Raw genomic sequence first — 21977 nt, 5'->3', positions numbered from 1 at the left:
TCCTGCCCCACCCCGATTCCGTCAGCGCAGCACCGACGAGAAGTTGTCGAGCTGGACCCAGGTGACCGGGTCCGTGGTCTGCGGGCCGTAGACCGTCACGCGGCCCGCCGTGTCGGCCTCGACGCGGGTGGCGTTGACGCCGAGGTGGTTGTTGCGCGGGCAGACACCGCGCGTCGTCTTCGGCGGGCGGATGGTCGCCGGGAGGGTGCCCAGCTGCGAGTCGCCGGAGAAGTTGCAGGTGATCACGCCGCGCAGCTGGAGGAACTCGGTGCCCGCGATGCTCACCACACGGGCCTGCGCGGGCGTGTCCGCGCCCGCGGAGACGCCCGTGGCCAGCGCGATGGCCGTCCAGTCCACGACGACCTGGACTCCGGTCGGGGCAGCGGCGGCGGGCGAGGCGGTGAGCAGTGGCACACCGACGGCCGCGGTGGGTACCGCGAGGGCCGTGGCGAGCAGGGAGCGGCGGCTGGTGGTGCGCGAGGGCATGGTCGATCCTCCGGATCGCGAGAGGTGGTGGGGGTGTCCGGGGTCCGGCGCCGTCATCGCCAGGCGGCCGAGACGCAGTCGAGGTCGATCCAGGAGATGGTGTTGTCCGCGGTGGCGCCGAACGCCCACAGTTCGCCGAGCTTGTTCGCCTCGACCCGGCACACTCCCACCCCGTAGTACATGTTGCGCGGCGTGTTCTGCCGCACGGGCCGCGTGGGGTAGAGCCGCTGCGGCAGCGTGGCGATGAGGGTGTCGGCGGTGAGGTTGCAGGTGAGCGTGCCGCGCAGCTGGAGATACGTGGTGTCGGCGAGGGCGACCAGTCGGCCTCGCGGAGCCTCGGCGCCCGCCTTGACCCCGGCGGCGAGGGTGAGGTTCTCCCAGTCGGACAGCACCTTCACTCCGTCGACCGCCGGCTGCGTCGGGTACCAGCCGATGGTGACGTTGCGCCGCCCGGTGGTTCCCGGGACGGTGTCGCTGAAGCCGAACAGCAGCCGGGTCTCACCGGTCTTGGGGTCCACCTCGACGGCCAGCCCCTCCGGCTCGCGCCGTTCGAGACCGTCGGCGCCGGTGACCACCTGCGAGTCGAGCTTCGTCTTCGAGTCCAGGGAGTACGAAGTGATGTACGCGGTCCCCGGGTAGGTCGTGACCGGGTCCTTCTTCCACTGGAAGAGGTACAGGACGCCGTTGAGGGCGGTGTAACCCTGGAAGGTGAGTCCCGATTCCGCGCCCGCCGGCAGCTCGAAGGTGCTGCCCACCTCCACCCACTCGCCCTGCGCCGCCTTGGCCAGGTCATAGCGGGTGAAACACCGCACACTGCCCTTGAAGTAGACGATCGTCAGGATGTTGTTGGCGAGGTCCACCGACGGGCCGGTGCTCCGTCCGCCCGGCGGGCAGAACTTCTTCGAAGCGGGCACGTCGGCCTGGTCCAGCGTGGCCCCGTCGACGAAGGGGAACCGGGTGACGGCCGTACCGAAGGCGTTGCTGACACCGTCATTGGGGGAAACCGGTCCGACCTCGGTCCACAGACAGGTGTCGGTCCCGACCGGCTCGGCCCCCATCGAGATCCCGTGCCCGAAGCCCGTGAGGTACATGCTGCCCGTCAGCCGGCCGGTGTTCCGGTCGATGCGGTTGAGATACATGTTCCCGAGCGGCGTCTTGGCGGCGCTCTCCATCTGGAGCACGAAGACGTGCCCGTTGACCGGGTCGGAAGCGAACGCCTGCGGAGCGGGATTCTTCGTCAACGGCACGGTCTGGATGAGCTTGCCGGTCACCCCGGACAGGTTGATCCCGTTTATATCGGTCATGGCCATGGATTCCCCTTCTGTGGGGCGCGATCCGGCCCCACCGACCGAGATCGTACGCATGTGCCATACCGGGAATTCGCCAGAGCCGCCGCGCTGCCGTAGGGCATACGACAGCGCGCGCCGCCCGGGTGGGGAGCGGGCCGTTCCGGCCGGTCACTCCGTCATCTGGCCGCGGGCGCCAGCGGGGCCCGCCCTTCCCGCCCTTGTCGGGCTCTCCGCGCCGGTTGGTGAGCTTGACGGTGACGCCCCTGGACGTGTTGGCGGCGGTCACCTCGTGGGGGGCCGTTGTGGACGGGCGGGTAGCCGTCGCAGGGCAGTTGCCCCGGCACGCATGGGCCGAGCCCGCCGGGCAGCGGTCTGGCGGCCAGGGCGGCCCCGGGGGACGCCTGCTCCCCGCCGGGCAGGGCCATTGCCGTCGCGGGGAGAGCGGGGCCACGGACAGTACGGCCGCGGTCAGCGGGGGCCTGAGGGACCTCGCGCCGGGACGGGCCAGGGAGAGAGGGAACACCGGAACAACCAGCTCCTCGAAAGTGGGAAGCCCCCCTCGGGCCCAGGCTCACACCCCCCTGTCGCCGCAGAACCACCCGGCGGGTGTCGCGGGCGAAGACCACCGCAAAGGACCACCGCCACCACTGTCCGGCCGGTCACGGGGCCTGCTGCACGTCGTCCCAGGCCACCGAGCTCATCTTCCAGCCGGCAGGTGTGCGGACGAACTGGGTGGTCTTGTGACCGGAGCCCTCGAACCACTCGCCGTTGAGGGAACCGGACTTGCGGTACTCGCTGAACCGGTGGGCGATCGAACCGAAGATCTCGGTCCGCTCGGCCACCTCCCATTCGGAGAACTCCGTCAGAGTCCCGTCGGTGAGGATCTTCTCCCGGGCTCGATGAACGCGTCGAGGTCGTAGATCACGAGCTTGTCCCCGACGTTGCTGATGATCATCCCCTGGGGGATGAACACCTCGCGGATGACGTCGACGTCGGGCCGGGTGCCTCCGGTGTTGGTGAACGCACCGAGGAAGGTATGTATCAACTGGTCGAGCTCGGCTTTGACGTCGGACACGACTGTCCCTCCCGCGAGTGAACGCTTGGCACTTGATCGTCGCCTACGGCTGGTGTGTCGGCAAGCCTCCCGCGGGACGGCCCGGTGAAACGACTCCCCTCGGGGTGAAGCTGCCCGCGATCCGGTTGGATGCCGTCCCGGCCTATACGATCTTGGATGTACGAGTGCTACGAAGGCCGGGGCACTGACCAAGTCACCGGGGAACAGGGGTACTTCTCATATGGCTGGAATCACGATCGCGCGTTCGGTGACCACACTCACCGCCACCGTGGCGCTCATGGCCGGGAGCGCCGTGGGCGCGTCCGCCGTGCAGAGCCCGGCCGAGCCGGATGTGTCGGGGGTGCGCGCCGCTCTGCAGCGCGTCGTGGACGCGGGGGCGCCGGGAGCGTTCGCGGTGATCCGCGACCACGGCAACCCCGAGCGGGGCCGGACGCTGACCGTCGGCAAGGCCGACCTCGGCGGCAGGCCGATGAACGCGGCCCTGCGGTTCCGTGTGGGCAGCAACTCCAAGATGTTCACCTCGGTCCTGGTGATGCGCCTCGCCGAGCAGGGCCGCATCGACCTGGACAAGCCGCTGCGCGAGTACCTGCCCGCCGGGACGCTTCCCGAGAGCTGGACGATCACCGCGCGCCAGGTCATGGAGCACCGCGCCGGTGTGTACGACCACACCAACGACCTCCTCGAACAGAACGGGGAGGAGACCACCGCCGCCTTCGAGAAGCGCATCCGGAACAACGTATACGAGCCCAAGGACCTCGTGGCGATGTCGGTGAAGCACGGTCTGCAGTACACCCCGGGGACGGCGTACGCGTATTCGAACACCGACTTCGTGCTGATGGGTCTTGCCGCCGAGCACCTCACCGGGCGCCCCTACGCCGAGCTGCTGCGCGAGCAGATCTTCGAGCCGCTGAAGCTGCGTCAGACGACCTTCGCCGTGCCCGAGAAGACCATCGCCGGGCCGCACGTCACCGGCTATCTGACCAACGACGACCGCACCAAGCCGCTCCTCGACTCGACCGAGCAGACCGCGTCGTGGGTCTGGAGCGCGGGAGGTGTGGTCTCCTCCGCCCCCGATCTCGACCGTTTCATGACCGCTCTGCTCGCCGGAAGCTCCGGCGGGCTGGTCTCCGACGAGTCGCTGCGGCAGATGACGAGCGTGCTCCCCACCAGCACGGCGAAGATCAGCTATGGCCTGGGGATCAGGGAGATCGCGCTCTCCTGCGGCAAGGTGCTCGGCCATGGCGGAATCGTCCAGGGCTACCAGACGCAGACGTTCTCCACCCCGGACGGGAAGCGCACGGTCGTCCTCTTCGCGAACGCCTCCAACAACGGCGCGGTCACCAGCGGTTTGACGAACACCCTGGAGCCCGCGTTCTGCGGCAAGGCACCCACCGCCCCCGCACCGCGCCGCTCGATCACCGGAAACGGCAACGCGGACAGGGACGACAGCCGCCGGATCCCGGCCGTCGAGGACACCCGCATCTGACCTGACCCACGCGCAGAAGAGTGCCCGCCGCCGGTGACGGCGGCGGGCACCCGCGCTCGGGAAGCGCGCACCTGCCCCGTGCCCACTACCGTACGAAGTTCTTGTCGATCAGGAGCTGCAGCACGTTGGTGCACCCTCCCCAGGTGCCACAACTGCCCCTTGATCCGGGACGCGTGCTCAGGCCGCCGGGAGCTGGTCGTACGTCTTGAAGGTGTAGTACGCCGTGTACGTAAGCCTGCTCTCTCCGGTTTTGGCGGGCAGGCCGAAGCGGTGGTTCACCATGGTGGTGAGCGGGCCGCAGTCGGTGGCGGCCGGGACGGTCAGGGTCTCGTCGTACGCGCTGAAGCGGACCAGCGGCGGATTCTGCGACAGCCAGGTGCTGGGGCCGTCCTTCCGGAGGTGGAGCGCGACCGGGTGCGCGTCCGTGCCGATGGTGCACCGCTCGCCGAGCAGCGGCGAGAGGAGCCGGAACTTCATGTCCAGGGCGCCCTTGTCGGTGCCGGTGCCCAGGAAGTCCGCGTAACCGCCGTACTCGGGCCGGATGGCCAGGCCGAGGAGCGGGTTGCGGCCGGCCGGGTCCCCGGCCCGGCCCAGCAGGCCGCCGGGCACCGGGGTCGCCTCGGCCCGCAGCGTCCCGAAGACCTGCCCGAACGTGCCGTCCGGCAGCGGCCCTTCGGCGTGCGTCAAGGTGATCGGCTTCGTGTCCGGGACGACGATCCCGCCGAGCTTGAAGTGCGAGTAGCCGACGGTCACCTCACAGCGCCACTTGTTCCGGTCGACGCCGGCGGGGAGGTCGGTGGGGCAGTCTCCGTAGGCGACGTGCGAGAACACGTCCGAGGCGGGGTCTGCCGAGCCCTGGGCGAGGGCCGGGGCCTGAGCGGCCGTGGCGAGGAGGGCGACGGCGGCGGCCACGGTCCCGACTCCCGCTGCGGCGCGGCCCGTTCGGCGGCTCCGGGCCACGGTCTTCATCTTGTTCGTCTTCATACCGTTGATCCTGGTGGCCGACCGGCCCCCGATCATCGGGGACGACCCTGACTCGGCCCGAAGGCGCCCCTGAGGAGTCGTCAGGGGCTTCGCTCGCGCGTCGCCAGGGCCACCTGTCCAGGTCTCCAGGTCTCCGCGTCTCCACGTCTCCACGTCCCCAGGTCTCCAGGTTTCGCGCGGGCCAACGGCAGTGCTCTCAGCGGTTGCTGTCGATCGTCTTCCGGATCCAGTCCGCGTACGCGGGCACGCTGCTGTAGAGGCCCGGGCCGTCCGAGCAGGCCACGCCCGGGGTTTGCCCGGACCCGAGGTGGTGCCGATGAGCTCCCAGCGGCCGTCCCGGCCGCCCCGCTCGCGCGTTCCGCCGGGTCGCCCATGGCCATGAACCGCAGGCGCCCGGCGCTGAGGGCGGTGAGGTCCAGGGCGCAGGGACCGGGTGTGTCCTCGTGGATGCGGCACAGGAGGGGCGAGACGACCAGCAGGGGTGCGTCGGGGTGGCCTTCGCGGATGGTGTCCAGGAAGCCGTGGACGGCCGGGGTGTCAACCAGCCGTACGCCGGAGGGCTGGTACTCGGCCGTGGCCAGCTGCCCGTCGGTGTTCTGGGCGCGGGCCAGGGCCCGGGCGGGGAGCCGGTGCGGCAGCACGCCGTGCTCGGTGCGCTCCGCGTCGAGGGCGCCACGCAGGAGGCCGGCGGTGACGGGTGTCGTGATCCAGTCCTGCTGGGTGTGCATGGCCCCTGCCCGGTCTTCGGAGTGGCTGGGCTGTTCGGTTCGGGAACGCGCCGCTCGGGCGGTCTGCGGCTGGGTACGGGGTGGGGTCACTGCGCGGGCCAGTTCCGCAGCAGGGCGTCCAGGGCGTCCAGGATCCGGGTCCAGGTCTGCTGTGTGTCGGGGGCACTGTGGCTGAAGCCCCCGCCGAGTTCGAGGGTGATGTAGCCGTGGAAGACGCTGCCGAGCAGCCGGACCGCGTGCGTCTGGTCGGGTTCGCTCAGGTCGTAGCCGCGCAGGATGGCCCGTGTCATCTGGGCGTGTCTGCCGCCCGCGCCGGCGGCCGCCGCTTCCGGGGTGAGCCTCAGCTGGGCCGCGGCGTAGCGGCCGGGGTGTTCGCGCGCGTAGTCACGGTAGACGTTCGCCAGAGCGGCCAGGGCGTCCTTGCCCGCTCGCCCGGCCAGCGCGGCGGCGCCCCGGTCGGCGAGCTCCTCCAGGGCCAGCAGGGCGATCCGGGTCCTGAGGTCCTGGGAGTTCTTGACGTGCGAGTACAGGCTCGCGACCTTCACATCGAACTGCCGGGCGAGCGCCGAGACGGTCACCTGCTCGAAGCCGACCTCGTCGGCCAGTTCCGCCCCGGCCCGGGTCAGGCGTTCCGTGCTCAGCCCTACTCGTCCCATCGTCTCCCTCTCGCTCGCCTGAAACAATTATGTGTTTGCCTAACACCTTTAGGCAAACTAGCCTCACTCATATGAAGCAGCTGACTGAGACAGAGATCCGTGCCGCGTTCGTGAACTGCAGCAAGGGCGAGGCGAAGCGCCTGTCCGTGCCGCGCGACCTGGCCGACCACCCCTGGGACGACCTGGACTACTTCGGCTGGCGAGATCCACAGGCCCCGGGCCGGGCCTGTCTGGTCACCGAGCTGGAGGGCACCGTCAGTGCCCTCGTGCTGCGGAGCCCCGGGCACACCTCCGGGCAGGCCCGCCGCAGCATGTGCTCGATATGCCTGACGACCCACGACGGCGGCGTCTCCCTGATGGTCGCGCCGAAGGCGGGAAAGGCGGGACAGCAGGGGAACTCGGTGGGCATCTACGTCTGCAGCGACCTCGCGTGTTCGCTGTACGTACGCGGCAAGAAGGACGTGGGCGCCGGTGCGCGGCTCCACGAGACGATCACTCTGGAGGAGAAGATCCAGCGGACCGTGGCGAACCTCGCCGCGTTCGCCGCCAAGGTGACGGCGGTCTGACCGGCGGGCGTCGGGATCAGGCCGCCCGTTGGGGCCGGAACGTGCGCCGGTACCCGTGAGGTCCCCCTTCGGGCGATGCCCCGGACAACGCGTCACGGTGAGGGCGGGGCCGGGGCGTCTCCGTCGGCTTCAGGCCGCGCCGGGTGGGGCTGACGGCGTCCGGGGCGCGCGTGTTGCGTCGGTGTGTGCCGTGTGGCGGCGCACGGAATGACGCGATGCGTACGGCAACCGACCGGGTGAGCGGGTGAAAGGGACGCGATTGTCACCCGCCCCGACGGCATTTGTCGCCGGATTTCCGGAACGTTGAACGGGCGGAAGTAGCCACAGTGTGGGAAATCAATCGGTGCGCATCCGACGCGGTGGCCGCCGTCGGGCGGGGCCGCTTAGGATCACCGACGCGGACCGTGCACCGACGCACAGCCCGCGTGTTGCCCGAGGGCGACAGGAGAACCGCGGGGGAAGCATGGGGAGTGGGAATGGTGACGCGGGAGCGAGCATGCGTCAATTCTTTATCGCCTTCGCCCATCGGCGAGATACGGCATCTGCACACCCTGGGCCCGACCGGCACCAATCTGGAGGCCGCGGCCCATGAGTGGTTCCGTCGGCAAGGCCTTGGGAGCGAGGGGCGGGTGACCCTGCACGCGACCCTCGAATACGCGATGGAGACCGTGCCCAGAAACGGTGAGCACGCGCTGGTCGCCTGCGCCGTCTATCCGGAGCTGCACACGCTGGTCTTCGGCAACTTGCGGGTTTGCCGCATGGTGGACTCCTTCGTGTGGCCCACCCACGAAATGGTGCTCGCCGTCGCGCAGGGCGGGCACGCCGAGCCGCGTACCGTGGCCACCCATCCGGCGCCGGCCGGTCTCGTACCACCGGCGAGCGAACGGCAGTTGGTGACCAGCAACGCGCAGGCGGCCATCGACTGCGCCGATGGCAAGGCCGAGGGGTGCGTCACCACGGTCGTGGCGGCGAAGGCCCACGGCCTGCGGGTCCTGCGCAGCTTCGGCGAGGTGCCGATGGTGTACACCGTGCACCATGTGCGGGAGGCCGCTCCGTGACCGGAAGGCCCGGCCCCCGGCGCCCCCAGGACGAGATGCTCGGCGAGGCGGAACGGCTCGGCCGGGGGCTCCTGCCGCGGATCGACGCCTTCCGCGCCCGCCAGCGCGACGACGGCACGGTCCCGGAGCCGGGCGAGGAGGACCGGCGCAGCCTGCTGGCCATCAAGGACGAGGCCGTGCGCTGGTTCGCCGGGCACGGCAGGACGGGCCAGGCCGACACGCTGGCCGCCGACATCGACGGCTGGCTGGCCGCCGGACTCGACACGCCACCGCACTTCGCCCGCTGCCGCGACGCCCTGACCGCCCCGGCCGACGGCGACTGGGCGGCGTTCCTCGCCCCCGTACAGACCACCAACAGCGTCCCGCCGGTCGGCAGGCGGCTGGAGTTCTTCCTCGTCCGCCGCAAGGAGCCCGACGCGCTGCCCGAGCTGGCCGACCGCTATCCGCACCCCAAGAACAACTGCCAGGCCACCGTGCTGCTCGCGGGAAGCGAAGGGCTGGCGAAGGGCAACTGCATCGTCTTCTTCCCGGAGAATGTCGCGGCCCACGACAAGGTGGCCGAACAGGGTTACGCCATCTTCTTCTTCAGTAAATTCCGCAGAATCCACGAGACGTACGCGGTGCCGTCCGCGCGATCCGTACTCACCCCGGATTCCGTACCGCGCGCCTCGACCGGAATGGATCCGGAGGTCTGCTATCAGGCCCGTTCCCTCTGGGGCTATCTGCACGACTACTTCCACCACCAGGGGCAGTGGCCGCTCGACCGGCACATCAAACTCAAGATGAACTGGTTCATCGGCCTGCTCGAAGAGCTGAAGGTCGACGCCAAGACCGTGCTCGCCTGCCACGACGACGACGCCGTTCCGTACGCCGACGAACAGATCGCCATGATCCTTCTGGAGCGGATGTTCCGCTATCCGCTCGACGCCCGCGCGGTCCGCAACTTCGACGCGGGCACCGGGGTGTTCCTCTACTCGTGGCTGCGCGAACGCGGTGCCCTCGCCGACCACGGCGGGCGGCTGGCGCTGTCGTACGACCGCGTCCTCGACGGACTGCGTGAACTGGTGGACACGATAGAGGCCATGGAAGCCGCGGCCGGCACGCCCGAGGAGTACCGCGCTGCGGCCAGGGAACTGGTACGAACGCAACTGCGCGAGGGGGCCGAGGGCGACCGCTACGCGTTCACGGACGATCAGCTGACGCTCGTGCGCGCACGGGGCCGGCTGGCGTCCCTGCCACCCCTGCACTTCGCGCCGGCCGAGGTGTGAGCAAGCCATCGAGAGCTGAGGAGACGAGCGACATGGACACCGACGCCACGGGGGACGAGGGCCGCGCGGACGGCCGGGCGCTGGACCGGGCCGCCATGGAAGCCGCGGTGCGGCTGTATTTCGAGGCGTGCAACAAGGTCGACCGCGGCCTTTTCGCCCAGTGCCTCTCCGAGCACGTCGTGCACTACCTGGCCGCGGGGATGTCCGGCCCCATCGAGGGCATCGACCCGGTGGTGGAGCGCTGGGGCGCCGATGTGCGGGCCAACGACTCCCACTGGGCCGTGGACGCCGTGTACGCGGACGAGCACAGCCGCACCGCCGTCTGCGAGTGGACCGCCTTCAAGCCGCGCCTGGGCAAGGTGCTGCGCGGAGCGGAGGTCTACCGCTTCGACGACTCGGGCCTGATCGACGAGGTCCGCATCTACTACGCGTCCCGGCGCGACGACACCGTCCCGGTCAACGAACTGGAGGGCTTCCCCTACGCGGAACGGGGCTTCGCCACGTGAGCGAGGCCCAGGCCGGCACCGTGCCGCCGCTCGACGACCGGGACGGCTCCATCTGGCTCGACGGACAGCTCGTGCCCTGGCGCGAGGCCCGTCTGCACGTCCTCAGCCACGGGCTGCACTACGGCGGCAGCGTCTTCGAAGGCGAGCGCGTCTACGGCGGCCGGGTCTTCGAACTCCACGAGCACAGCCTCCGCCTGGTCGCCTCGGCTCGCGAGATGGGCTTCGTACTGCCCTGGAACGCCGAGGAACTGGACACCGCCACCCGCGAGGTCGTGGCCGTCGCGGGCCTCACCGAGGGCTATGTCCGCCCGGTCGCCTGGCGCGGCAGCGACAGCCTGCGCCTCGTCGCGCCGGACACCTCGGTCCATGTGGCGATCGCGGCCTGGCCCTGGCCGCAGGTCTTCGCCTCCGGACCGCGCGGGATCCGGCTGCGCACCTCGCGCTGGCGGCGCCCCGCGCCCGACACCGCGCCGGTACGCGCCAAGACCGCGGCCCTGTACGCCCTCGGCTCCCTCGCCGGGCAGGAGGCGGAGGAGGCCGGCCGCGACGACGCGCTGCTCCTCGACCACCGGGGCCGCCTCGCCGAGGCCACCGGCGCCAATCTGTTCCTGGTGATCGACGGCGCCCTGTACACCCCGCCGCCGGAGTGCGTACTGGACGGCATCACCCGCCGTACCGTCATCGCGCTCGCCCACGAGCTCGGCCTGAAGGTCGTCGAACGGCACCTGGACCCGGCCGAACTGGCCCGCGCCGACGAGGTGTTCCTGACCGGCACGGCGTACGAGGTCCAGCCGGTCACCGCCGTCGACGCGCTGGAGTACCCGGTCGGCGACGTGACGAGCGCGCTGGTGCGGGCGTACGCGCGGACCGTGCGGCGCGAGGCGGCGCGCACGGCGCCGACGAGCGAGGCAGCCCCGGCCGTGGCGAGCGAGAGCGGATGACCGGCACCGAATCCGAGCCCACCCGTCCGGCCCCGCCCACCGGGCGGCGCGAGGCCTGGGCCTCGGGCGCCAGAGCCGCGGTGCCGTTCACCGTGGCGATCTTCGCGTTCGGCATCTCCTTCGGCGTCCTCGCCAAGGGCGCGGGCTTCGGCGCGCTCGGCGCGACCTCGATGTCCGGCCTGGTCTTCGTGGGCTCCTCGCAGTTCGCCGCCGTCTCCGTGATCGCCAACGGCGGCGGCTGGGCGGCAGCGGCCGTCGCGGGCACCCTGCTGAACCTGCGCTACCTGGTCATGGGCTTCGCCATCCTGCCCGCGCTGCGCGGCGGCCGGGCCCGCCGCGCGGTCGAGTCCCAGCTGGTCATCGAGGAGTCCTGGGCCATCGCGAGCGACGCGGACGGGCGTTTCGACCGGATACGCCTGCTCTCCTCGGGCGTGGTGCTCTGGCTCGGCTGGGTCCTGGGCACGCTGCTGGGGGCGATCGGCCCCTTCAAGGCGGTGGACGTCCTCAACTACGGTCTGGACGCCGTCTCGCCGGTCCTGTTCTTCCTTCTGCTCGCGCCCCATCTGGGCACCGCCCGCAAGCGGACGGCCGCCGCCACCGCGGCCGTGTGCGCCGCGGCCCTCACCGCGGCCGGGCTCCCCGACTCGGCCATCGCCGTGGCCTGTCTGACCGCCGTCGTATGGACGGCGAAGTCCCGATGACCCGCTCAGTGACGGGGGCCCGTTGAGCAACGACCCGTGGATCGTCGTCGGCGCCCTGGTGGTGACCACGTTCCTCATCAAGGGCGCCGGTTCGCTGGTGATGGGCGACCGAGAACTGCCCGGCTGGTTCCCCCGGTTCGTGGAGTACCTGACGCCCGCGCTGCTCGCCGTCCTGGTCGTCACCCAGCTCGTGGGCTCGGCGGGCGCGCACGGCATGACCTTCGACGCCCGGCTCGCCGGGTTCGCGGGGGCCCTGGTGGCGTGGCGGCTCAAGGCGCCCGTGCCGCTCGTCGTCCTGGTGGCCGCGGTGATCACCGCGGTGGTACGCGCGATCGGCTGAGGTCGTCGCCCTCGCCCCGCACGGCGGCGGCGACCTCCAGGGCCCGCGCGAGGCCGGGCTCGTGTCCGGCGGCCCGGTGCAGACGCAGGGACCGCTCCACGGCCTGCGCCGCCTTGGTGCGGTGGCCCAGCGCCAGGTGCACCCGGGCGAGTTCGGCCCGCGCCTCGGCCTCGACGAGCCTGAGTCCGGCCTGCCCGGCGGTACTCAGCGCCCGACGGGTGTACGCGAGGGCCTCGCGGTTCTCGCCCAGGTGCCGGTGCGCGGCGGCCAGGCCCACGCAGGCCGCCGCGTCCGCCCGGAGACAGCCCGTCGCCCGGGCCGCCTCCAGGGCGCGGTGGTGGTGGTCCAGGGCGCCGGGCGCGTCGTCCAGGTGCAGCAGTACGGTGCCGATGGTGTTGAGCGCGTCCGGTTCGACCAGCCGGCGGTGCGTGCGGTGGGTGATGCTGAGCGCGTCCATCGCGTACTTGAGCGCGAGCCGGGGATCGCCGCTGTCGCGGCACACCGCCGCGAGGGCGTTGAGCGCGCCCTCCGCCGCGTACGTGGACAGCAGTCTGCCGTGGGCGGCCAGGGCCCGGGTGAGCAGGCGCTGCGCCTCCTCCAGGTCGCCCAGCGCGTGGTGGAGGGCGCCGAGCCCCCACAGGGACAGCATCACGGTGTGCTCGTCGCCCGAAGCCTCGGCGCGCTCCCGGGCCTCGGTGAAGTACGGCCGCGCCGTGTCCAGTTGGCCCCGGTCCAGGCGGACGGAGCCGAGCAGGAACAGCGCCCACGCCTCCCCGGCGGGCTCTCCGCCGTCGCGGTAGAGGGCCAAGGTGTGCTCGGCGTGGCGCAGGGCCTGGTCGAGGGCGCCCAGTTCGCGGTGCGAGGCGGCGAGTCCGAGCACGGCACCGGCCCGCTCCACGGGCAGCCCGGCCCGCGCGAACAGGGAGCCGGCGCGGGCGCTGTGCCGCAGCGCCTCGTCGTGCCGGGCCAGCTCCCACAGGACGTAACACAGGCTCCAGTGCATCACCGCGCGCGCGTGGTCGTCGTGCTCGGCCTCGGCGGCGCGCAGCCCGGTCTCCGCGGCGCGCAGCCAGTCGGTGCGCTGGCCGTGTTCCATCAGATGGCCGTGGGTGGCCAGGGCGGACCTCCAGGCGAAGGGGCGCGGCCCGTGGCCCAGGGCGTGCTGTGCGCAGGCCAGCAGGGCGGCCCGCTCGTCCTCCAGCCAGGAGGACGCGGCGGGCGGGCCGCTGAAGGTCAGGGGCGCGGTGGGGGAGCCGTCCGGCTCGGGAGGGGCGGCGGCGTACCAGGAGTAGAAGGTTCCGTAGAGCAGATGGCCGGCCTGCTCGGCGGTCCCCAGGTACCAGGTGAGCAGCCGGTCGAGGGCCTCCTCGCGTACGGCGGCGGTGTCCTGCGCCCGGGCCCGTTCGCGGGCGAACAGGCGGACCAGGGCGTGCAGATGGAAGCGGCCGGGCCGGTGCGTCTCCAGCAGGCTGCGGGAGACCAGCTGGTCAAGGAGGCGGGCCGTGGCGTTCAGCGGGGCCCCGGCCAGAGCGGCGACGGCCGGCGTGGAGACCTCGGCGCCGGGGGTGAGGGCGAGCAGTCGCAGGAGCTGCTGTTCCGGCGCGGGCAGGGAGCGGTAGGACAGGGCGAGGGCGCTGCGCACGCCGGTGTGCCGCTCCTGGTCGAGCGCGAGGTCGTCCAGGCGGTCGTCGCCGCGCAGGGTGCGCACGACCTCCGCGAGGGGCAGGTGCTGGTCGCCGATGAGGTGGGCCGCGACGATCCGTACGGCCAGCGGCAGGCCGCCGCACAGCCGGACGGCTTCGGCGGCGGCCTCGGGCTCGCCGCGTACGCGGTCGGCGCCGATGACACGGGCGAGCAGCGCGAGCGCCTCCTCGTCGTTGAAGACGGCCACGCTCACCCGGTGGGCGTCGTGGAACGCAGTCAGGCCCCGCAGGTCGTTGCGGCTGGTGACGACGACGAAGCAGGTCGGTGAGCCGGGCAGCAGCGGGCGCACCTGTTCCAGACCGGCCGCGTCGTCGAGCAGGATCAGCATCCGCTTGCCCGCGAGCAGTGAGCGGTACAGGGCGGCCTTCTCGTCGGTGTTCTCCGGCAGGTGCCCGGCGCCGACCCCGAGGGCCCTCAGGAGCTGGCCCAGGGCGTCGTCGGCCGTGGTCGGGGGCTCGTCGGCGTGGCCGCGCAGGTTCGCGTACAGCTGTCCGTCGGGGAAGCGGTCGGCGGCCCGGTGCATCCAGTGCACGGCGAGTGCGGTCTTGCCGACGCCCGCCATACCGGAGAGCGAGGAGATCACCAGTGTCTGTCCCGGGCCCGTGGCGTACTGGGACAGCAGGGCGTCGAGCTCCCGCAGATAGCCGGTGCGGCCGGTGAAACTGCCCACGTCGGGCGGCAGCTGACGGGGGACCGGGAGCGCGGCGGGCGGAGGAGCGGGCTCGGGGACGGGCTCGGCGGCGAGGCCGGGGTCGCCCACGAGGAGGCGCTGGTGGAGCTCCTTGAGCGGGCGGCCCGGCTCGATGCCCACCTCGTCGTCGAGGAGCTGGTAGTAGTCGCGGTAGGAGGCGAGCGCGTCAGCCTGGCGCCCCGAGCGGTACAGCGCCAGCATGAGCTGACAGCGCAGCCGCTCGCGCAGCGGGAACTCGGCCACCAGCGTGGTCAGTTCCGGCACCGACTCCTCGAAGCGGCCGAGCTCGACGAGCGCGTCCAGCCGGTCCTCCCGGGCCACCAGGCGCAGCTCTTCGAGGCGGTCGGCCTCGGCCAGCGCGAAGCTGCGGTCGCTGACGCCTTCGAGCGCGGGCCCGGTCCACAGGGCCAGCGCCCGGTCGAGCAGGGTGACCGCGGCGCGGGCGTCGTCGTCGGCCGCGGCCTTGCGCGCCTGGTCGGTCAGGTGCACGAAGTGCAGGGCGTCGACCTGCTCGTCGGCCACCTGAAGGGTGTAGCTGGTGTTGCTGCGGGCGCCGGCGCTGAGCAGGAGCTCGAAGCCGGAGGTGGCGCGCCGTCCCGGTTCCAGGATGCGCCGCAGATGCATGACGTGGGTACGCAGGGCGCTGACCGCCCCGTCCGGGGCGTCGCCCTCCCACAGGAGTTCGGAGAGCCGTGAGGTGCTGACCGGACGGCCCCGGGCGAGGGCGAGGGCCGCCAGGAGTGCGCGCTGTTGCGGCCCGAGGCCGATGTGACGGCCCTGGACCTCCACACTCACCGGGCCCAGGAGGTGGATGCGCACCGACTCCTTCGGTGCCGGTTCCGCCCCGGGCCCCGAGGTGCGGCTCACGCCATTGCCTCTGCTTTCCCTGCTCCCGCTGCCCGTTCTGCGTACCTCTGTCTCGTCCGGCGCGGGATGCTCAGCCGGGGCCGGTGACGAATCCCCGGATGACCGGGCCGGAGACGGAGAACTCCCACGCGGTGTCGATGTCCCCCCAGATGTCGTTGTGGAAACGCGCCGTCACCGACAGACCGTCGCGCGACTCCCGTACCACCTCCATCCGGGCGTGGGAGGAGAACAGCTCGCGCTCCACCCAGGCGTCGAGATCGCGTTCGGTGCCGACGTCGACCACCGTGGCGTCCTTGGCGAGGACGGTCCACAGGGCCTGCTGGTCCTGGGCGTTGACCGCGTCGACGAAGGCGCGTACGGCCGGGTGGGTGGGCATGCCGGGGGGAGTCATCTCTCGTACCTCTCTGGGTGTTGGGGACGGCGGGCGGACGCTCAGCTGTCGGTCACGGCCCGGTGGAGGGCGTGGGTGTCCTCGAAGAGGTGGTAGCGCGCGATCTGCCCGTCCACGACCGTGACATGGGCGGCGAAGGGGGTCACGAGGGGCTTTCCGGTGGCTTTGACGGTGTCCCGGAGATGGCCGATGATCACCCCCTGTGCACCGTCGACCACGATGTGCGTCACCGTGAACTCCTCGGGCTTCAGGTGCTCGTGGAGCGTGGTGAAGAACTTCATGACCCCTTCTCGGCCGCTCCGTGGCCCCGACCACGGCACGGCCGATGAGCCCGGAGCGTTCCATTCCACCGACTCGGCGAACACCTGCACGGCGCCGTCCAGATCCCGCGCCGAGAGCCGGGCCAGATAGGCGTCGATCGCAGCTCGGGTGGCCTTCGCGGCGCCCTCGTCGGACTGCGTGGACATCTCACCAACTCCTCGTCCGTGCCGTTGCTTGGTCGTGAGGCTCCAGTGTGGTGCGCCTGTGGCAGCGAGGGTAAGTCGCTCGCCGCTTTCCGGCCATGTGCCCACGGTTCGCCGTGCGCGGGGACGGGGATGCCGATCACCGTGGGGCGGCTGAGCCGGAGTGCGCACCGGGCAGGCCGGCGGGCGGACGCGGGCCCGGTGGGCGCGTGCCGCCGGGCAGGTGCTGCTGCGGCCGGGCGTGGCGGAATTGACAGGTCGCGCCGACGCTGCGCAGGCGGCCCTCAAGGCCGAGCGCAGATGACCTGGGCGTAGACGTTCACGGCGTGGTCGCTGACGTGCTGTCCGGAGGCAGGTGCCAGGTACGCCGGGAATCGGTGGTGGGCGGCGAGGAGTTGCCCTCCTCGCCGCCCACCATCCTCCCGCCCGGGGACTCACATCCCCGGAGACCTACAGCGCCGGGTACGCGTTCTTCATGAGCTCCTGGAACTGGGCGGAGAACCATTGGCCGGAGAGCGGGGCGTTCGCCAGTGCGCCCGAGAGGTGGTTGCCGTTGCGGGGGTTGCCCGTGTACGTCGGGTCACACATCCGGTCGAAGCCCTTGCCCTCGTTGTTGGGGATCGCTGTGCTGGAGCCGTCGGACTCGCCCGGCGGCTTCATCCACACGTACGCGTCGATCCCGGCGGCCGGGGCGGCCTTCGGACGCTCGCCCAGACCCGCGCCCGACTGGTTGCACCAGTTGCCGACGTGGATGCGGCGGTCGTAGCGTCCGCCTTCCACATAGGTGTCGACATCGGTCTTCGGGCCGGGGCCGGTGGGCCTGGCGGTGCCGCCCCACCCGTTGCGCGAGGTGTCGATCAGCATGCCGATCCCGGGGGAGAAGCCGACCGAGACCAGCTTGGCGCGGAACGCCTGGGCGTAGGAGAGCTCGTCCACGTACCGGTTCCAGTCCACCCACTTGGACTGGCGGACCGAGACGCCGTTGACGGAGTCGTCGATGGTGTAGTTGTTCTCCTTCAGGGCGCTGTAGTTGGCCGTGTTGGCGATGAATCCGTGCACATCGGCGGGTGTGGCTCCCTCGGCCGTGGCCGCCAGCTTGAACTCGTCGGCGGCGGCACCGAAGTTGTCGTCCCAGCCGATCCAGCCGTGGTGTCCGGCGTCGACGTAGTTGTACACGTTGGGAATGGCGCCCAGCTTGTGCAGCGCGTATCCGACGCCCTTGACGTAGTTGCCGTTGGCCAGCATGGTGTCGCACTGCGGGGTCGCCGTGGCGCGGCCTCCGGTGTTGGTCACGAGGTTGGGCAGCGAGTCGATCTCGACGGCGGTGACGATCCGCAGACCGGCGTACTTGGCGTCGGAGAGGATCGCGGCGATCGGGTCGATGAACTGGGTCTTGTACTTGTCGATCTCGGTGGGGCCGAGTTCCCCGTTGGACGCGAGCGCGGAGCAGTCGCGGCCCGGCAGGTCGTAGACGACCAGCTGGACCACCATCTCGCCGCTGCCCTTCTGCTTGAGGGCCTCGTCGAGGTGGGCGCGCAGACCCATGCTTCCGTTCGTCCCGGCGATGGCGGCGATCCGGTCGAGCCAGATCCCGGTGGGCTGGTTGGAGACACGGGTGCCGCCGGGCTCGGCGGCCGCCTTCGCGGACCACTCCGGGTTCACATACACCTTGGCCCCGGCGTACGGGTTGTCCACGCGGTTGCCGGCCGGGGGAGTGGTGGGCGGCGTCGTCGGCGGGGTGGTCGGTGGGTCGGTGGGGACGTCGCCGCCGTTGCAGGCCACCCCGTTGAGGGTGAACGAGGTGGGCAGGGCGTTGGTGCCGCTGTAGGAGGCGTTGAAGCCGAAGTTGGCCGAGCCACCGGTCGCCAGCGTGCCGTTGTAGCTCTCGTTGGCGGCGGTCACCGCCGTTCCGGACTGGGACACCTTCGCGTTCCAGCCCTGGGTGACCTGCTGGTTCCCGGCGTAGCTCCACTTCACGTTCCAACTGCTCACGGCGGCGCCGTTGTTGGTGACGGTGACGGAGGTGGTGAAGCCGGTGGACCACTGGTTCTGGACCTGATAGGCGACGGTGCAGGCGGACGCCGCCGACGCGGTGCCCGCGGCACCGACGATGCCGGCGGTGCCGGTCGCGGCTCCGGCGAGTACACCGGCGGCGAGCAGCGCCGTTCGCTTTCTGGAGGGTCGGACGGGTATGCGGCTCATGGTGTGGACCGTGTCCTTTCGGTCGATGGAGCGAGTCGGTCGGTGGAGCGAGTCGGACGATGGAGTGGGTCAGTCGACGGCGTGGGTCAGTTGATGGAGCGCAGGTGGTCGCGCAGGCCGCTGCCGTACGCGGTGGGGGTGCCGTCGTAACTCGTGATCAGGGAGGGGCCCGATGAGCAGTCCCAGGTGTTCCAGGTCCAGCCCAGATAGGAGATCCCCCGGTCGTCGAACCACTTCATGGCGCGGTCGACGAAGGAGTGCGCGCAGGTGTTCTCGCCCAGCTCGCCCGCGACCAGCGGCACCTGGGCGGCGACGGGTGCGAGGGTGGAGTCCCAGCACGACTCGCTCGCACAGCTGTTGAAGTTGTAGCCGTGGTAGGCGGCGGCCAGGTTGCCCGCCGGGTCGGCGGGAGCGCGGGCCGGCCACTGGCTGAGGTCGTTGGCGTAGGCGATGCCGCCGGCCAGTACGAGGTTGCGGGCGCCCGCTCCCCGTACGGCGTCCAGGAGATCCTGCATCCCGGCGACCTCGTAGCCGATGCCGGGGCAGCTTCCGCCATCCCGCCAGCAGCTCCACGCCTGGTCGGCGGTGGAGGTGGCCCGGTCCGGATACGGCTCGTTGAACAGGTCGAAGACGACGGCCGGGTCGCTCTTGAAGGCGGTGGCCACCGAGGACCAGAACGCGGGTGCGTACTGGGCGTCGGGCATCGGTTTCTGGCAGCTCGCGTGGACGTCGGAGCAGCCTGCCGAGTTGCCGGTGTACTGCCCGTACGACCAGTGGAGTTCGACGATCGGGGTCATGCCGTGGGCCTCGACGCGGTGGACGAGGTCCTGGACGGCGGCGATGTAACGGGCGCCCGCGTAGGCGGGGTTGATGTTGGCGAGGCCCAGCCAGCACTCCTCGTTGAGCGGGATGCGCACGGCGCCCGCGTGCCAGGAGGCGATGGCGGCCACCGAGGCGTCGTCGACCGGGCCGTCGAAGATGCCGTGCCCCTGGACACACATGAACTCGCCGCCGGACCGGTTGACGCCGAGCAGCCTGCGGGTGGCGCCGCCCGCGTCGACCAGTTTGTTCCCGGAGACGTGGAGCACGGGCGCGCCGGTGCCGGGGGTCGGTGAGGGTGAGGGGGAGGTGGGGGTGGGTGTCGGCGTGGGGTCGCCGCCGCCCGTGGTGGCGCACGGCTCGCCGTTGAGGGTGAACGCGCGGGGCGGCGTATTGGCGCCGGTGAGGGAGGCGAGGAAGCCGACGGTGGTGCTCGCGCCATGGGCGAGCGAACCGTTCCAGCTCTCGTTGGCCACGGTGACGGTGCTGTCGGACTGGGACCACTTGGCGTTCCAGCCCTGGGTCATCTTCTGGTTGCCGGTGAAAGCGAAGCCCAGGCTCCAACTGGACAGCGCGGACGCGTTGTTGGTGAGCGTGACGGAACCCTGGAAGCCGCCGCTCCACTCGTTCGTGACGGTGTACGTCACCGAGCAGGACGGCTCGGCTGCGGATGCCGTGACGCGAGGGACGACCACGGCGCTCGCGAGCACGAGTGCCGCCGCGGCGAAGGGTACGGCCAAGTGCGGGGGGTGTCGCATGAGCGGATCCTTCACGGCCGGGACGCCGGCAGATGTCCGGCGTCCGACGGATGGAAGCGCTCCCACTGGTGGGGCATCACGGTAGGGGCTCGGGGGGTGCATGGCAAGGGAGATGGACTCTTTACGTTGCGGTCATGCGCCGGTAGCTTCCGCACCGCAATAACTTGCTGGAAACGTCGGTCAGTTCTTGTGTGGACGCATACCTCGCTGCGCATCCCCCTTCGTCGCGGAAGCCCCCACACGGGAGCCGCGCATGAGACGCGCACCCCGGCGTATACGAAATCCACGCGCACGGCGCCCTTTCGCGGCTTTCGTGACCGCGCTCGGGCTACTCCACCAATGACGCGACGTACGACGTGGTCTATGTCGACAGCCACGCCTACGGGCCCGACACATCCAGCACCCGCTATGCGGGCTGCACCGACGCGCACCCTGAGCGTCGCCGCCCCCGGCAAGGGCAACCTCCGGGTGTACGTCCTGAACGGCCCGGGCCGGATCGGGTCCGCCGGACCGTACCGCAAGTAGTCGGCAGGACCCCCGGTCGGTTCGCCGCGCTCGGGGGCGGGGCCCACGGGCCCCCAACTGCCCTAGAACAGCGAACGAGTTGGCCTCCGAGGAGGCCGATTGACTTCGACTCCTCAAACATCTTGACCCCGGGCCCGTCCAACTCCATGCTGGGAGCGCTCCCACTGGTTCAAGACTTGTGCATTGCCCCCCACTCACCCTCCGAGCCCGGCGCGGAGGATCGCGCATGCCGCCAGGAAGAGGAAGGAGGAACCCCCGGCGTCCGAAACTGTTCGCATGATGTCGTTCCGGACCATCACCGTCAGGTTCCGTCCTTAGCCAGAATGGGCGCATCAGCACATCGGGATGCGGGGGAACCATGAGTACAGCAGGTGCGGTCGTCGTCTACGGCGCGACCGGTCACACAGGTCGTTTCGTCGTCGCCGAACTGCGTAGGCGCGGCCTCGCGACGATCGCCTCCGGCCGCAGCGCCGCCCAGTTGGAGGCGCTGGCCGCAGAGTGGGCGGATGTGGAGGTGAGGCCGGCCACCGTGGACGACGCGGGCTCGCTGGACCGGGCCCTCGCGGGCGCGGCGGCGGTCATCAACTGCGCCGGACCGTTCGCGCTGACCGGCGGCCCCGTCGCCGAGGCGGCCCTGCGTGCGGGCATCCCGTACGTCGACGTCGCGGCGGAGATCGAAGCGAACGTGTCGATGTTCGCCGACCACGCGGAGGCGGCCCGCAAGGCCGAGGTCCCCGTGGTTCCGGCAATGGCGTTCTACGGGGGTCTGGGCGACCTGTTGGTGACGGCGGCGATGGGGGAGTGGGCCGCCGCCGACGAGGTACACGTCGCGTACGGGCTGAGCAGCTGGCACCCCACGGCGGGTACCCGGGTGGCGGGCGAGGTGTCCCACGAGCGCCGTGGCGGCCGTCGGGTGCGATTCGCCGACGGCGCGCTGCGCTACCACGACGACCAGCCGTGGGAGCAGGACTGGCTCTTTCCGGAGCCGCTGGGCCGGCGAGCGGTGATCGCCGAGTTCACCATGGCCGATGTCGTGACCGTGCCCAGCCATGTGGACGTGCGTGAAGTGCGCACCTACATGGCCGTGGAAGCGGCGCGAGACCTGGCCGAGGAGACCACGCCGGAGCCGGAGTCGGTCGACGCACTGGGGCGGTCGGACCAGACGTTCGTCGTCGACGTCGTGGTCCGTGCGGGCGGCGTCGAGCGCCGCGCCACGGCCCGTGGCCGGGACATCTACGCGGTGACCGCACCCCTGGCAGTGGAGGCCGTCCAGCGCATCCTGGCCGGGCAGTCGAGGACGACGGGCGTGGCCTCGGCCGGAGCGATGTTCGACGCGGCGGACTTCCTGCGGGCGCTGGCCCCGTACGTGTCGGTGGAGCTTCCGAGCTGACCGGCACCACCGGGCAGGTTACCGGGGGGTAGCGCGGGAAGATCCTTGGGTCGATACTTCGGCGGGCAGGGCAACTTGACCA

21 protein-coding genes are annotated in these 21977 nt (G+C 71.2%); 9 read left to right on the top strand and 12 right to left on the bottom strand.

The window, feature by feature from the left end:
• Positions 1–21: 21 nt before the first annotated feature.
• The 4 genes from ACFWA7_RS13240 to ACFWA7_RS13225 all read right to left on the bottom strand — a co-directional run bounded on the left by ACFWA7_RS13240 (position 22) and on the right by ACFWA7_RS13225 (position 2850).
• Complete coding sequence (locus ACFWA7_RS13240; protein WP_385540802.1) at positions 22–486, bottom strand: hypothetical protein; 465 nt, start codon at positions 484–486, stop codon at positions 22–24.
• Between the two features lie 53 nt (positions 487–539).
• A complete protein-coding gene (locus ACFWA7_RS13235; protein WP_385822837.1) occupies positions 540–1790 on the bottom strand; it encodes a hypothetical protein in 1251 nt (416 codons plus the stop codon).
• Between the two features lie 644 nt (positions 1791–2434).
• On the bottom strand, positions 2435–2617 hold the full coding sequence (locus ACFWA7_RS13230) for a hypothetical protein (RefSeq protein WP_385822835.1): 183 nt from the start codon (positions 2615–2617) through the stop codon (positions 2435–2437).
• A 20-nt stretch (positions 2618–2637) separates the two neighbouring features.
• On the bottom strand, positions 2638–2850 hold the full coding sequence (locus tag ACFWA7_RS13225) for a hypothetical protein (RefSeq protein WP_385822833.1): 213 nt from the start codon (positions 2848–2850) through the stop codon (positions 2638–2640).
• A gap of 220 nt (positions 2851–3070) precedes the next feature.
• Here ACFWA7_RS13225 and ACFWA7_RS13220 point away from each other — a divergent pair, with 220 nt between their 5' ends.
• Complete coding sequence (locus tag ACFWA7_RS13220) at positions 3071–4336, top strand: serine hydrolase domain-containing protein (RefSeq protein ID WP_385822831.1); 1266 nt, start codon at positions 3071–3073, stop codon at positions 4334–4336.
• A 177-nt stretch (positions 4337–4513) separates the two neighbouring features.
• Here the strand turns inward: ACFWA7_RS13220 and ACFWA7_RS13215 are convergent, their stop codons facing one another.
• The 3 genes from ACFWA7_RS13215 to ACFWA7_RS13205 form a co-directional block, all read right to left on the bottom strand.
• Complete coding sequence (locus ACFWA7_RS13215) at positions 4514–5320, bottom strand: hypothetical protein (RefSeq protein ID WP_385822828.1); 807 nt, start codon at positions 5318–5320, stop codon at positions 4514–4516.
• Between the two features lie 80 nt (positions 5321–5400).
• Positions 5401–6048: a hypothetical protein gene (locus tag ACFWA7_RS13210; RefSeq protein ID WP_385822826.1), complete on the bottom strand. Its 648-nt coding sequence runs from the start codon at positions 6046–6048 to the stop codon at positions 5401–5403.
• A gap of 86 nt (positions 6049–6134) precedes the next feature.
• Entirely contained in the window at positions 6135–6704 is a 570-nt protein-coding gene (locus ACFWA7_RS13205; RefSeq protein WP_385540812.1) for a TetR/AcrR family transcriptional regulator, read from the bottom strand.
• 71 nt (positions 6705–6775) lie between these two features.
• On the opposite strand from ACFWA7_RS13205, the gene ACFWA7_RS13200 reads away from it, so the two are divergent.
• From ACFWA7_RS13200 to ACFWA7_RS13170, 7 genes are all read left to right on the top strand, one after another.
• On the top strand, positions 6776–7270 hold the full coding sequence (locus ACFWA7_RS13200) for an FBP domain-containing protein (protein WP_385540814.1): 495 nt from the start codon (positions 6776–6778) through the stop codon (positions 7268–7270).
• Positions 7271–7746: 476 nt separating this feature from the next.
• The gene (locus ACFWA7_RS13195; RefSeq protein ID WP_385540816.1) at positions 7747–8328 is read left to right on the top strand and encodes a bacilysin biosynthesis protein BacA; all 582 of its coding nucleotides are present in this window, start codon (positions 7747–7749) and stop codon (positions 8326–8328) included.
• On the top strand, positions 8325–9596 hold the full coding sequence (locus ACFWA7_RS13190; RefSeq protein WP_385540817.1) for a DUF6421 family protein: 1272 nt from the start codon (positions 8325–8327) through the stop codon (positions 9594–9596). The genes ACFWA7_RS13195 and ACFWA7_RS13190 overlap by 4 nt, the downstream gene beginning before the upstream one ends.
• A gap of 32 nt (positions 9597–9628) precedes the next feature.
• Entirely contained in the window at positions 9629–10102 is a 474-nt protein-coding gene (locus tag ACFWA7_RS13185) for a nuclear transport factor 2 family protein (RefSeq protein WP_385540819.1), read from the top strand.
• A complete protein-coding gene (locus ACFWA7_RS13180; RefSeq protein WP_385822823.1) occupies positions 10099–11043 on the top strand; it encodes a branched-chain amino acid transaminase in 945 nt (314 codons plus the stop codon). Before ACFWA7_RS13185 ends, ACFWA7_RS13180 begins: the two co-directional genes overlap by 4 nt.
• Positions 11040–11744 (top strand): AzlC family ABC transporter permease, encoded by a 705-nt coding sequence (locus ACFWA7_RS13175; RefSeq protein WP_385540823.1) that lies wholly within the window; start codon positions 11040–11042, stop codon positions 11742–11744. The genes ACFWA7_RS13180 and ACFWA7_RS13175 overlap by 4 nt, the downstream gene beginning before the upstream one ends.
• A 22-nt stretch (positions 11745–11766) precedes the next feature.
• Positions 11767–12084, top strand: a complete 318-nt coding sequence (locus ACFWA7_RS13170; protein ID WP_385540824.1) for an AzlD domain-containing protein — start codon at positions 11767–11769, stop codon at positions 12082–12084.
• On the opposite strand, the gene ACFWA7_RS13165 is transcribed toward ACFWA7_RS13170, so the two are convergent.
• The 5 genes from ACFWA7_RS13165 to ACFWA7_RS13145 all read right to left on the bottom strand — a co-directional run bounded on the left by ACFWA7_RS13165 (position 12056) and on the right by ACFWA7_RS13145 (position 19980).
• The gene (locus ACFWA7_RS13165; RefSeq protein WP_385822821.1) at positions 12056–15346 is read right to left on the bottom strand and encodes a BTAD domain-containing putative transcriptional regulator; all 3291 of its coding nucleotides are present in this window, start codon (positions 15344–15346) and stop codon (positions 12056–12058) included. The two genes, ACFWA7_RS13170 and ACFWA7_RS13165, sit on opposite strands and share 29 nt — an antisense overlap.
• A gap of 70 nt (positions 15347–15416) precedes the next feature.
• Positions 15417–15737, bottom strand: a complete 321-nt coding sequence (locus ACFWA7_RS13160) for a nuclear transport factor 2 family protein (protein ID WP_385540828.1) — start codon at positions 15735–15737, stop codon at positions 15417–15419.
• A gap of 41 nt (positions 15738–15778) precedes the next feature.
• The gene (locus ACFWA7_RS13155) at positions 15779–16204 is read right to left on the bottom strand and encodes a nuclear transport factor 2 family protein (protein ID WP_385540829.1); all 426 of its coding nucleotides are present in this window, start codon (positions 16202–16204) and stop codon (positions 15779–15781) included.
• A gap of 447 nt (positions 16205–16651) precedes the next feature.
• Positions 16652–18403 (bottom strand): glycoside hydrolase family 6 protein, encoded by a 1752-nt coding sequence (locus tag ACFWA7_RS13150; protein WP_385822819.1) that lies wholly within the window; start codon positions 18401–18403, stop codon positions 16652–16654.
• A gap of 86 nt (positions 18404–18489) precedes the next feature.
• The gene (locus ACFWA7_RS13145) at positions 18490–19980 is read right to left on the bottom strand and encodes a cellulose binding domain-containing protein (RefSeq protein WP_385822817.1); all 1491 of its coding nucleotides are present in this window, start codon (positions 19978–19980) and stop codon (positions 18490–18492) included.
• An 883-nt stretch (positions 19981–20863) separates the two neighbouring features.
• Between ACFWA7_RS13145 and ACFWA7_RS13140 the strand changes: the two genes are divergently transcribed.
• The gene (locus ACFWA7_RS13140; RefSeq protein ID WP_385822815.1) at positions 20864–21895 is read left to right on the top strand and encodes a saccharopine dehydrogenase family protein; all 1032 of its coding nucleotides are present in this window, start codon (positions 20864–20866) and stop codon (positions 21893–21895) included.
• Positions 21896–21977: the final 82 nt, after the last annotated feature.

It is taken from the genome of Streptomyces sp. NPDC059994 (genome assembly GCF_042737755.1).
GTDB lineage: Bacteria > Actinomycetota > Actinomycetes > Streptomycetales > Streptomycetaceae > Streptomyces.
This window is presented reverse-complemented; position numbering and strand designations above follow the sequence as displayed.